Annotated in this window: 10 protein-coding genes, 1 pseudogene and 1 riboswitch; of the genes and pseudogenes, 9 read left to right on the top strand and 2 right to left on the bottom strand. The window is 69.2% G+C overall.

Annotated elements, in window-relative coordinates; genetic code table 11:
* Positions 1 to 204 (bottom strand): annotated as a pseudogene (locus BDO18943_RS38880) (gamma-glutamyl-gamma-aminobutyrate hydrolase); the annotation flags it as partial.
* A 280-nt stretch (positions 205 to 484) separates the two neighbouring features.
* Between BDO18943_RS38880 and BDO18943_RS38885 the strand changes: the two are divergent.
* The 8 genes from BDO18943_RS38885 to BDO18943_RS38920 all read left to right on the top strand — a co-directional run bounded on the left by BDO18943_RS38885 (position 485) and on the right by BDO18943_RS38920 (position 8552).
* On the top strand, positions 485 to 1165 hold the full coding sequence (locus BDO18943_RS38885; RefSeq protein ID WP_175026343.1) for a GntR family transcriptional regulator: 681 nt from the start codon (positions 485 to 487) through the stop codon (positions 1163 to 1165).
* A 6-nt stretch (positions 1166 to 1171) separates the two neighbouring features.
* Positions 1172 to 2548 (top strand): amidase, encoded by a 1377-nt coding sequence (locus tag BDO18943_RS38890; protein ID WP_175026323.1) that lies wholly within the window; start codon positions 1172 to 1174, stop codon positions 2546 to 2548.
* Between the two features lie 139 nt (positions 2549 to 2687).
* On the top strand, positions 2688 to 3200 hold the full coding sequence (locus BDO18943_RS38895; RefSeq protein ID WP_043181818.1) for a disulfide bond formation protein B: 513 nt from the start codon (positions 2688 to 2690) through the stop codon (positions 3198 to 3200).
* Between the two features lie 671 nt (positions 3201 to 3871).
* Positions 3872 to 4882 carry a xanthine dehydrogenase accessory protein XdhC gene (xdhC, locus tag BDO18943_RS38900; RefSeq protein WP_175026324.1) on the top strand — a complete coding sequence of 337 codons (1011 nt, stop codon included), beginning with the start codon at positions 3872 to 3874 and terminating at the stop codon, positions 4880 to 4882.
* 18 nt (positions 4883 to 4900) lie between these two features.
* Positions 4901 to 5926, top strand: a complete 1026-nt coding sequence (locus BDO18943_RS38905) for an adenosine deaminase (protein ID WP_175026325.1) — start codon at positions 4901 to 4903, stop codon at positions 5924 to 5926.
* A 27-nt stretch (positions 5927 to 5953) separates the two neighbouring features.
* Positions 5954 to 6301, top strand: coding sequence for a hypothetical protein (locus BDO18943_RS38910; protein WP_175026326.1), 348 nt, complete (start codon positions 5954 to 5956; stop codon positions 6299 to 6301).
* Positions 6298 to 7614 (top strand): guanine deaminase, encoded by a 1317-nt coding sequence (gene guaD, locus BDO18943_RS38915; RefSeq protein WP_175026327.1) that lies wholly within the window; start codon positions 6298 to 6300, stop codon positions 7612 to 7614. The genes BDO18943_RS38910 and guaD overlap by 4 nt, the downstream gene beginning before the upstream one ends.
* A gap of 149 nt (positions 7615 to 7763) precedes the next feature.
* Positions 7764 to 7939, top strand: a riboswitch (yybP-ykoY riboswitch).
* 40 nt (positions 7940 to 7979) lie between these two features.
* Positions 7980 to 8552, top strand: a complete 573-nt coding sequence (locus BDO18943_RS38920; RefSeq protein ID WP_043181806.1) for a TMEM165/GDT1 family protein — start codon at positions 7980 to 7982, stop codon at positions 8550 to 8552.
* A gap of 54 nt (positions 8553 to 8606) precedes the next feature.
* Here BDO18943_RS38920 and BDO18943_RS38925 read toward each other — a convergent pair whose 3' ends face one another.
* Complete coding sequence (locus BDO18943_RS38925) at positions 8607 to 9317, bottom strand: DUF4136 domain-containing protein (protein WP_175026328.1); 711 nt, start codon at positions 9315 to 9317, stop codon at positions 8607 to 8609.
* A gap of 187 nt (positions 9318 to 9504) precedes the next feature.
* On the opposite strand from BDO18943_RS38925, the gene pepN reads away from it, so the two are divergent.
* Entirely contained in the window at positions 9505 to 12198 is a 2694-nt protein-coding gene (pepN, locus tag BDO18943_RS38930; protein WP_175026329.1) for an aminopeptidase N, read from the top strand.
* Positions 12199 to 12356 lie beyond the last annotated feature (158 nt).

Below are 12356 nucleotides of genomic sequence, written 5' to 3' on the forward strand. Positions count from 1 at the left end.
GCCATCGTCCGCGGCGCCCCTGGCACCCGGCGCGCCCGGCTCGGACGCAGCCGTCACCGGCGACGCGCCGTCCGCGGCGACGTGCTGCGCGGCGGCCTGGGCTGCCGGCGCATCGGGCGCTTTCGCCGGATCGGTACGGGGAGAATCGGAAGAAACGGAGGAGGTGCCGGGCAGACCGGCCGGGGAAGGCGTGTGTTCGTTCATGACGATGGTCTGGTACGTCGCTCACGCGTATGGATAAACGAGGATTCATTATGCTTCAGCGCACGATCGAGCGGCAAACCCGCAACATCCTGTCGATATTGTTGCAAGTTGGCGGCAAACCGCGCCGGGGCGCGTCCGCGTTCACGTGCGCGTGACGCCAATGCCGTGTGGTCGGTACTGGACACCAGTGATATATCACAATAATATCCAGACATCGCTCACGCTTCCCGGTCTCCCGCGCCATGATCGCGCCCCGCCCGGCCACCGCGCCGCCTCCCGCATGAATGCCCTGACCGACGTCACCCGCGACCGGCCCGCCGCACCGGCGGCCAGCCTCGCCGACCGCGCGTACGCGCTGATCCAGCGCGACATCATCACGATGCGTCTGAAGCCCGGCGCCGCCCTCAACGAAGCCGACCTCGTCGCGCGCACAGGGATCGGCCGCACGCCGGTGCATCAGGCCGTCCATCGGCTCGTGCTCGAAGGGCTGCTGTCCGTGATGCCGCGCAAGGGATTGATGGTGCAGCCGCTGTCGCTCGACGACATCGTCGCGGTGATCGACGTGCGGCACATCAATGAGGCGCACTGCGCGGAACTCGCCGCGCGCCATGCCACGCCCGACGATCTCGCCCGCCTGGCAGCGCTGCTCGACGACGGACAGGCCTGCGTCGACACACATGACGTCGAGGGCATGATGGAACTCGACCGCGCGTTCCACCAGGCGATCGCCGCGGCTGCGCGCAATGCGGTCCTCGCCGAGATCCTGCGCGCGCTGCACGAGCGCTCGCTGCGCTTCTGGTTCGTCACGCTGTCCGAACCTCACCATCTCGCCGACGTCCAGCACGAGCATCGCGAACTGTTCGATCGGCTGTCCGCGCGCGACGCCGCCGGCGCGCGTAAAGCCGTCGAAAGCCATATCGATTCGTTCCGCTCCACGCTTCTTCAACATCTCCGTCCCTGAGCCGCCATGACCACTTTCACGCCCTTCCCCCCGCTCGCCCAGCTCGCCGCCGACCTCGCCGCCGGCCGGACCACGAGCCGCGCGCTCGTCGACACCGCGCTCGACCGGATCACCGATCCGTCGGGCCAGGGTGCGGTCGTCTTCACCGAAGTCGATGCCGACAACGCGCGCGCGGCGGCCGACGCGCACGACCGGCTGCGCGCCGCGGGCACCGTGCTGTCGCCGCTCGCGGGCATTCCCGTGTCGGTCAAGGACCTGTTCGACGTTGCCGGCCAGGTGACGCGCGCCGGTTCGCGCGTGCTCGACGGTGCACCGGCCGCACAAACCGATGCGGTCGCCGTCGCGCGGCTCAAGCGGGCGGGCGCGGTGCTGGTCGGCCGCACCAACATGAGCGAGTTCGCGTTCTCGGGGCTCGGGCTGAATCCGCACTTCGGCCATCCGCGCTCGCCGTACCACCGCGACGTGCCGGGCGACGCGCGGATTTCCGGCGGCTCGTCGTCCGGCGCGGCCGCATCGGTCGCCGACGGGATGGCCGCGGTCGCGCTCGGCACCGATACGGGCGGCTCGATCCGCATTCCGGCCGCGCTGTGCGGGCTGACCGGCTTCAAGCCGACCGCGAGCCGGATCCCGACGCAAGGCGGCGTGCCGCTGTCGACGACGCTCGACTCGTTCGGCCCGATCGGCCTGACGGTCGCCTGCTGCGCGCTCGTCGACCGGATGCTCGCGGGCCTCGAACCGCACGTGCCGGCCGCCCGGCCGCTCGAAGGCGTGCGGCTCGGCGTGCTGACGAACTACGTGACCGATGGCGTCGATGCCGACGTCGCAGCCGCGCTCGACGCCGCGCTCAAGCATCTCGAAGCCGCCGGCGCGATCGTCACGGAAGTGCGCTTTCCGGCACTCGACCGGTTGCCGGACATCAACCGCTTCGGCTTCTCGCCGATCGAGGCCTATGCGTGGCATCGCCCGCTGCTCGACAAGCACCGCGACCAATACGACCCGCGCGTGCTCACGCGGATCCTGAAGGGCGAACCCGCGAGCGCGGCCGACTATCTCGACCTGCTCGCCGCGCGCACGGCGATGCTCGACGAAGCCGCGCACACGGTCTGGTCGCGCTTCGATGCGCTCGTCTCGCCGACGGTGCCGGTCGTGCCGCCGCGCATCGCCGAACTCGAAGCGGACGACGCCGCGTTCACGCGCACCAACGCGCTGATCCTGCGCAACCCGAGCGCGTTCAACTTCCTCGACGCGTGCGCGCTGTCGCTGCCCTGCCATCCGCGCGATGCCGCGCCGGTCGGGCTGATGCTCGCGGCCGCACCGCATCGCGACGACGCGCTGCTCGCGATCGGCCAGGCGGTCGAGGCCGTGCTGAACACGATCCGCTGACCGCAGCCAATCGACCGCCGGCGGACAGCGCGCGCGGTGCGGCAGGTTGCCGCACGCGCGCTGTCAGTTTCGTGCCAGACCGTTCGCGCTAAAATCGCGCGATTGTTTTCCGGACCGACCCACGAGGAACCCCGCCGACATGAACGACTACACGCTCGCCATCCGCCGCGAACGCCGCCTGCTGATGCTGCTCGGATGGGTGTGCATCGCCCTGCTGGCCGGTGCGCTTTACCTGCAGTACGTGAAGAACGAAGATCCGTGCCCGCTGTGCATCATCCAGCGCTACTTCTTCTGCGCGATCGGGATCTTCGCGTTCCTGGCCGCCGGGATCCGCAACTGGCGCGGCGTCTGGGTGCTCGAGCTGCTGATCGCGATCGCCGCGGCCGGCGGTGTCGGCACGGCCGCCCGGCATCTGTCGATCCAGATGAATCCGGGCTTCAGTTGCGGCTTCGACACGCTGCAGCCGATCGTCGACAGCCTGCCGCCCGCGCAGTGGTTCCCCGGCATGTTCAAGGTCGCCGGGCTGTGCGAGACCGTCTATCCGCCGATCTTCGGCATCCTGCTGCCCGGCTGGTCGCTGATCGGCTTCGCCGCGATCCTGATCGCCGTCGTCGCGAGCCTCTGGCGTCATCGCCGCAAGCTCGTGGCCTGACCGGCCGGTTTCGCACCGGCCTGCGCGCGGCCCGCTCGCCCGGGCCGCACACCGCCGACCGGTGACCGCCCGGCCCGGGAGCACCCGCCAGCCCAACCCGGCGGGCCGCACCCGAGCAGCCGCGCCCGGACGGCTCCACCCAGGTGGCCCTGCCTGGCCGGCCCCGCGTAAACACCTACTCCGCCGCCGCCCGGCGATCCGGGCGAACGCGCATCGCGCGACTTCCGCGCCCAGCCCCGCCACGCGTGCGTTTCGGCCCGGCGTGCATGCGTCGGCGCCCCGATCCCGCACGGCGGGCCTATGATCGACATGATCGCCTCCTGATAGCCCGGATCACCGCCCCGCGATGTTCCCGTCGCCTTGCGGTGCTATCTTCGGGACTGGATGGCGATCTACGTGCGCGAGGCCAGGCGGTCTCACCACCCCTGCGTAACGCGCGCCCGATCCGCAATGTCGACTGGATTCATCATGACAACGCACACCATCCGCATCCGTCACCCTCATGGCGTCCGCCCATCCGGCGGTGCCGTCCGCGCGCGCCGTCCGCGCGCTGCCGCCGCACCGCATCGGCCGTGCGGCCGGCCCGCCCCGCTCCCGTCCGTCATCGTTGCCGCCACGCCCGCCAGCCCGCGCCGCGTGTCGTGCCGCGTCGTCCCGAACGGAGCGTGCTGATGGAAGCCTGGCTCGGCGATCTGCAGCAACTGCTCGCGCATGGCGAAGCGGCCGTGCTCGTGACGGTCGCGCACACCGACGGCTCCGCGCCGCGCGAAGCCGGCACCAAGATGCTCGTCACGCGCGACACGGCTCGCCATACGATCGGCGGCGGTCATCTGGAATGGAAGGCGATCGAGATCGCACGGCACCTGCTGAAGGATGGCGCGCACGTGCCGCACGCGCGCCGGCTCGAGCGGCTCGCGCTCGGCCCGAGCCTCGGCCAGTGCTGCGGCGGCGCCGTGGTGCTCGCGTTCGAGCGGCTCGACGTCGGCGATCTCGGCTGGATCATGTCGCTCGCGAAGCGTGTCGCGGCCGGCGCCGCGACCGTCCGTAGCGTATCATTCGGCCCCTCGCCGGGCGCGCCGCTGTTGAGCGAGCCCGAATCGGAAGCCGCGCGTGCCGACTGCCTGCTGTGGGAAACCGGCGGCGTGTCGCTGATGACCGAAACGATCGCGCCGTATGCGTTCCCCGTCGTGCTGTTCGGCGCCGGGCACATCAGCACCGCGCTCGTGAAGATACTGGCGACGCTGCCGTGCCACGTGCGCTGGATCGACGGGCCCGATGCGGTGTTCCCGCCGGCCGACGTGCTCGCCGGCATCGGCAACCTCGCGATCGAAGCGGCCGCCGCCCCGGCCGACGCGGTCGACGCAGCGCCGCCGCAGTCCTACTTCGTCGTGATGACGCACGACCACGCACTCGATTTCGTGCTGGCCGAGCGCATCCTGCGGCGCGGCGACTATGCGTACTTCGGGATGACCGGTTCGCACGCAAAACGCGTGCAGTTCGATCATCGCCTCGCAGCCATCGGCATCGACCCGGCCCAGGTCGAGCGGATGCGCTGCCCGATCGGTGTCGAAGGCATCATCGACAAGGCGCCCGAAGTAATCGCGATCTCGGTGGCTGCGCAATTGCTGCAGGCCGTCGAGGCAAACGCGAACGCGTCCGCGCAGGCTTCCCCTACCTACTGACCGACCAAGAACGACGCCATGACCCCGACATTCAAGGACAAGATTGCCCGCGCGCCGAAAGCGGAGCTGCACATCCATATCGAAGGCTCGCTCGAGCCCGAACTGATTTTTGCGCTCGCGCAGCGCAACGGCGTGAAGCTCGCGTACGACTCGATCGACGCGCTGCGCGCCGCGTACGCGTTCACCGACCTGCAGTCGTTCCTCGACATCTATTACGCCGGCGCGAGCGTGCTGCTGACCGAGCAGGATTTCTACGACATGACGGCCGCGTACTGCGAACGCGCGCTCGCCGACAACGTCGTCCATACCGAACTGTTCTTCGATCCGCAGACGCACACCGAGCGTGGCGTGCCGGTCGAGACGGTGGTCGCGGGCATCGAACGCGCACTCGCCGATGCCGAACAACGCGGGCTGTCGAGCAAGCTGATTCTGTGCTTCCTGCGCCACCTGTCCGAAGAGGACGCGCTCGCGACGTTCGAATCCGCGCTGCCGCTGTTCGAGCGCTATCGCCATCGCCTGATCGGCGTGGGCCTCGACTCGTCCGAGCTCGGCCATCCGCCGACCAAGTTCGCGCGCGTGTTCGAGAAGGCGCGCGCGCTCGGGCTGAAGCTCGTCGCGCACGCAGGCGAGGAAGGCCCGCCCGCGTACATCTACGAAGCGCTCGACGTGCTGAAGGTCGACCGGATCGACCACGGCGTGCGCAGCATCGAGGACGCGGCACTCGTCGAGCGCCTCGCGAAAACGCGCACGGCGCTCACCGTCTGCCCGCTGTCGAATCTCAAGCTGTGCGTGTTCGACGACATGGCGAAGCACACGCTGAAGGCGCTGCTCGATCGCGGCGTCGCGGTGACGATCAACTCCGACGATCCGGCCTATTTCGGCGGCTACGTCAACGAAAACTACTTCGCGACGGCCGAAGGGCTGCAGCTCACGGATGCCGAAGTCCATGCGGTGATCCGCAACGGCTTCGAGGCGTCGTTCATCGAACCGGCGCAGCGCGACGCGCTGTTCGCGCGCCTCGACGCGTACTGGCACGCCGCGTGACGGCCGGCATCGAGGAACGCTAGACAGATGAAACACGGCAACGGCATCCGCTTCGCGACCACCGGTTCGGCCTCGTGCCGAAGCGGTCGCGCGCGTGCCTGCGCGGCGACGGCACCGTTCGTCGTCGCGCGCACATGCCGGCCGTCGCGGTTTGCCGTTTCGTTCGCCGCCGCGCCGGTCGCGAGCGCAATGGCTGCGAGGCCCGCCGGCAACCACTCGCTGGCGGCTTCGGCCGCCACGTTCGCCCGCGCCATCGCATCCGGTCGTGCGGCACGCAGCGTGCCGCACCCGCTCGCCAGGCGCCATCCCGCCCTCGTGCGGCGTCGCTCGTTTTCTTCTGTTCGCCTTACCTTGATGCAGGACCATTCGTCATGACGCAAACCGCTTTTCGTTCCCAACTGCTGACCTTCAACGGCGACCCGGCACAATCGAGCCAGGCCGCGAACTACGAGACCGACGGCCTCCTGATCGTCGACGACGGCAAGGTCGTCGCGGCCGGCCCGTACGCGCAGCTCGCCGCGACGCTCGCGCGCGACGCGATCGTCCATGACCTGCGCGACAAGCTGATCGTGCCCGGCTTCATCGACACGCACATCCACTATCCGCAGACGGACATGATCGCGTCGCCGGCACCGGGCCTGCTGCCGTGGCTGGACAAGTACACGTTCCCGACCGAGCGCCAGTTCGGCGATCCCGAGCATGCGCGCGAAGTCGCCGACTTCTTCGTCGACGAACTGCTCGCGTGCGGCACGACGAGCGCCCTCGTCTACTGCACGGTGCACAAGCAGTCGGCCGATGCGCTGTTCGCCGCGAGCGACGCGCGCGACCTGCGAATGATCGCGGGCAAGGTGCTGATGGATCGCAACTGCCCCGAATTCCTGCGCGATACCGCGCAATCGGGTTATGACGACAGCGCCGAGCTGATCGGCCGCTGGCATGGCAAGGGCCGCCAGATGTACGCGCTCACGCCGCGCTTCGCGCCGACGTCGACCGAGGCACAGCTCGAGGCGTGCAGCGAACTCGCGCGCCGTCATCCGGACGTGTTCGTGCAGAGCCACGTCGCGGAAAACGTCGACGAGGTGAAATGGGTGGCCGAGCTGTTCCCCGGCCATCGCAGCTATCTCGACATCTACGACCGCTACGGGCTGCTGCGTCCGCGCGCGGTGTACGGCCATTGCATCCACCTCGACGACGAGGACCGCCGCCGGATGGCCGAGACGCGCACCGTCGTCGCGCACTGCCCGACGTCGAACTTCTTCCTCGGCAGCGGGCTGTTCGATTTCGACAAGGCCGGCGAATACGACGTGCCCGTCACGCTCGCGACCGACGTCGGCGGTGGCACGTCGTTCTCGATGCTGCAGACGATGAACGAAGCGCACAAGGTCGCGCGGCTGTCGGGCCACCACCTGACCGCGACGCGGATGTTCTGGCTCGCGACGGCCGGCGCCGCGCAGGCACTCGACCTCGCCGATACGGTCGGCACGCTCGCGCCGCGTACCGAAGCCGACTTCGTCGTGCTCGATCCGCAGGCCACGCCGCTGCTCGCGCGCCGCACGAAACGCGCGGATTCGCTCGAGGAGCTGCTGTTCGCGTTCGCGCTGCTCGGTGACGACCGCGCGGTGTACCGCACCTATGCGGCCGGCAAACTCGTCCACGAGCGCGGCGCGGCGCGCCGCCCTGCCGCGTAACGACCTGCCCGGGGGCTCGTCCCGGCACGCGCGGGCATTCGCCGCCGCGCGTGCCGGGACGCCGAGGATTGCCGTATCCCAATCCCGCCCCGACTCCGGGTGCCGTGCCGCCCGCCCGCTTTCCCGCGCGCAACGCGCCGTGCTAGAATTCGCCGCTCATTGGGGAGTAGCCGCTCCGCTCGATGTCCCGCGCCCCCGGCGCACATCGTGACGGAGGCGTCCGTCAACAGACTTGGCCGTATGGCCATGGCGGGCGCAGCCACGTTGGCCTGGCGAGACCGATGGTTCACAGTGCGCCGCATCAGGGCCCGGCGCGCCGTGGATCGTCGCTCGCACGCACAACACCGGCCCGTGGAACCCCATCCGTGTCCCAAGCCTTCCTGATCTCCACCGGCGCCGTCGCCCTCGCTGAAATCGGCGACAAGACCCAACTGCTTTCCCTCGTACTGGCCGCGCGCTATCGCAAGCCGATGCCGATCATTCTTGGCGTGCTCGTCGCGACGCTCGTGAACCACGGTTTCGCCGGCGCGCTCGGCGAATGGCTCGGCGCGCTCGTCACGCCGTCGATCATGCGCTGGGCGCTCGCGTTCTCGTTCATCGCGATGGGGTTGTGGATCCTCGTGCCGGACAAGCTCGATGCCGACGAAGCCAATGCCAACCGCTCGCGGCTCGGCGTGTTCGGTGCGACCCTCGTCGCGTTCTTCCTCGCGGAAATGGGCGACAAGACGCAGATCGCGACCGTCGCACTGGCCGCGCGCTTCCAGGACTACATCGGTGTCGTGGCCGGCACGACGTTCGGGATGATGCTCGCGAACGTGCCGGCGATCCTGCTCGGCGACCGCTTCGCGCACCGTCTGCCGACGAAGCTCGTGCACGGGATTGCGGCCGTGCTGTTCGTCGTGCTCGGCGCGCTTGCGCTGCTGGGCATCGGGGTCTGACGGGAAGGAAGATGGCGGGCGCGGCCGGACGGCCGCGCCGGGACTGACGCCGCGTTACTTCGTGGCGGCTGCACCTGAAGCAGGCGCCGCCGGCACCGCTCGCTCGTTGGCGGCCGGCGCCGCCGGGCCGCCGCGCTTGTCGACCGGCAGCCGCACCGTGCGGACCGCGCCGTTCGCCAGCGGGAAATCGGCGAGCGCGCTGCGCGCGAGGAACGGCATGGCATACAGCAGCGCGCCGTTGTCGCCGGTCGTGCGCGCGGTCACGTTGTAGACCTCCTTGCCCGTTGCGCGCTCGGTGATACGGATGCCGAGCGTGTAGTCGAACACCTGATAGGTCTGCGCGACATAGCCGGCCGGCATCGGCCCCCAGGGGCCCCACGGTCCCCAGGGCCCCCACGGCCCGCCCCGCCAGTACGGCCCCGGGCCGGCGAACCACGGGTCGTAGTAGACCGGCTGCGGCACCGTCACGAGATCGCTGCCGACCCCGTACGTCAGTCCGACGAGATAGCGGGCCTGCGCGGTCGGCGCCTGCCGGAACGCATACGTGGACAGCTCGTTCGCCACGACCGGTTCGTAGGTCGACTGCTCGATGCTGTGCTTCTGCGCATCGGTGCGCGTGAACGCATAGGTGCGTGTCGCGTCGCTGCCGCTCCAGTCGGAGAAGGCCGTGACCTGGGTCGTCACGTAGCTGGTGCAGCCGGTCAGCAGCGCCACGCACAGCACCGCCGCCCAGCCCGCACCGCGTTGAATCCATTCGCGTTTCATGTTGATCCTCTTCGATCCGTCACCCGTTCGTCGCACCGTGCGAACCGCAACGGGATGCCGATAATACGCGGACTCGCGGAACCGGTAAAAAGTTCGCCCGGCACGCAGCCGCAAGCCTTTGTACAATGGCCCGGTTCGCCCGGCCCGTGCCACGGGCGCGTCCCCCATTCCACCGATCTCGACGACCATGTCCGACAACGCCTCCTCCACCGTGATCCGCCGCGCCGACTACACGCCGCCGGCCTTCCTCATCGATTCCGTCGCGCTCGAATTCGATCTCGCGCCGGCCCGTACGATCGTCAGGAATACGATGCGCGTGCGCCGCAATCCGGACGCCGCACCCGCGCCGCACCTGGAGCTGATGGGCGAAGCGCTCGAATTCGTCGGCGCACGGCTGGACGGTGCGCCGCATGACGCCGTGCGTGCGCACGAACACGGGCTGACCGTCGAGAACGTCCCTGATGCATTCGAGCTGACGCTCGAAAGCGCCTGCGCACCCGACCAGAATACGACGCTGTCGGGCCTCTATGTGTCGAGCGGCAACTTCTTCACGCAGTGCGAAGCCGAAGGTTTCCGCCGCATCACCTACTTCCTCGACCGCCCGGACGTGATGGCGTCGTACACGGTGACGCTGCGCGCCGACAAGGCCGCCTACCCGGTGCTGCTGTCGAACGGCAACCTCGTCGATTCCGGCGACCTGCCCGATGGCCGCCACTTCGCGAAGTGGGAAGACCCGTTCCGCAAGCCGAGCTACCTGTTCGCGCTGGTCGCGGGCACGCTCGTCGCGATCGAGGAAAAGATCACGACCGGCTCGGGCAAGGAAAAGCTGCTGCAGGTGTGGGTCGAGCCGGCCGATCTCGACAAGACGCGTCATGCGATGGATTCGCTGATCCACTCGATCCGCTGGGACGAGAAGCGCTTCGGCCTCGAGCTCGATCTCGACCGCTTCATGATCGTCGCGGTCGGCGACTTCAACATGGGGGCGATGGAAAACAAGGGGCTCAACATCTTCAATACGAAGTACGTGCTGGCGAACCCCGAGACCGCGACCGACACCGACTTCGCGAACATCGAATCGGTGGTGGGCCACGAGTACTTCCACAACTGGACCGGCAACCGCGTGACCTGCCGCGACTGGTTCCAGTTGAGCCTGAAGGAAGGCCTGACGGTGTTCCGCGACCAGGAATTCTCGGCCGACATGGCCGCGGGCGACGATATCGAATCGGCGGCCCGCGCGGTCAAGCGCATCGAGGACGTGCGCGTGCTGCGCCAGTTGCAGTTCGCCGAGGATGCGGGCCCGATGGCACACCCGGTGCGCCCGGAGAGCTACGTCGAGATCAACAACTTCTACACGATGACCGTCTACGAGAAAGGTTCGGAAGTCGTGCGGATGTACCAGACGCTGTTCGGCCGTGACGGCTTCCGCAAGGGGATGGACCTGTACTTCAAGCGCCACGACGGGCACGCCGTGACCTGCGACGACTTCCGTCACGCGATGGCCGACGCGAACGGACGCGACCTCGCGCAGTTCGAGCGCTGGTACAGCCAGGCCGGCACGCCGCGCGTGTCGGTGCGCACCGCGTACGACGCGGCCGCGCGCCGCTATACGGTCACGCTCGCGCAGGGTTACGGCGACGCATCGCCGGCCGCGCGCGAAACGCAGCAAGGGCCGCTGCTGATTCCGTTCGCGATCGGCCTGATCGGCCGCGACGGCCGCGACCTGCCGCTGCGTCTCGACGGCGAAGCCGCCGCCGCAGGCACGACACGCGTGCTCGACTTCACCGACACCGAGCAGACCTTCACGTTCGTCGACGTGCCGGAACAACCGCTGCCGTCGCTGCTGCGCAACTTCTCGTCGCCGGTGATCGTCGAGTACGACTACAGCGACGACGATCTCGCGTTCCTGCTTGCGCACGACAGCGATCCGTTCAACCGCTGGGAAGCCGGCCAGCGCCTCGCGACGCGCGCGCTGCTGACGCTCGCCGCGCGCGCCGCCGCGAACGAGCCGCTCACGCTCGGCGAGAACTTCGTCGCCGCATTCCGCCGCGTGCTGACCGACGCGACGCTGTCGCCGGCGTTCCGCGAACTCGCGCTGACGCTGCCGTCGGAAACCTACCTCGCCGACCAGATGGCGGAAGCCGATCCGGCCGCCGTGCATCGCGCGCGCCAGTTCGTGCGCCGTCAACTCGCCACCGCGCTGCGCGCCGACTGGCTCGCCGCCTACGAACAGCACCAGACGCCCGGCGCCTACGAGCCGACGCCGGAGGCATCCGGCCACCGCGCGCTGAAGAACCTCGCGCTCGCATATCTCGCCGAGCTCGAGAACCCGGCCGATGCCGTGCGCCTCGCAACCGCGCAATACGACGCGGCGAACAACATGACCGATCGCGCGGCTGCCCTCGGCGCGCTGCTATCCGCCGCGGCGGCCGGCGCGAACGAACCGGCCGAGCACGCGCTCGACGATTTCTACCGCCGCTTCGAGAAGGAAGCGCTCGTGATCGACAAGTGGTTCGCGATGCAGGCTGCGCAACGCGGCACGGCCGCGCAGCCGACGCTCGCGAAGGTTCGCAAGCTGTTCGCGCACCCCGCGTTCAACCTGAAGAACCCGAACCGCGCGCGTTCGCTGATCTTCAGCTTCTGCGCGGCCAACCCCGCGCAATTCCACGCGGCGGACGGCTCGGGTTATGCGTTCTGGGCCGAACAGGTGCTCGCGCTCGACGCGATCAACCCGCAGGTCGCAGCGCGCCTCGCCCGCTCGCTCGAACTGTGGCGCCGCTTCACGCCGGCGCTGCGCGACCGGATGCGCGAAGCCCTCGAGCAGGTCGCCGCCGGTGCGAAATCGCGCGACGTGCGCGAGATCGTCGAGAAGGCGCTCGCGTAACGCCATCGCCCGCATCGCGCCCGCGCGAGACAGCCGGTGCCGCCAATCGCGGCACCGGCTTTTTTATTGTGTGAGCACCGCGTGAACCGGGCGCAATCGCGGGGTCCGACCGCGCCGCCTGCCGCCGCTGCAAAGCGCATCTCGCCCGCCCCCGCCAC

Source organism: Burkholderia aenigmatica (assembly GCF_902499175.1).
In the GTDB taxonomy this organism is placed as follows: Bacteria; Pseudomonadota; Gammaproteobacteria; order Burkholderiales; family Burkholderiaceae; genus Burkholderia; species Burkholderia aenigmatica.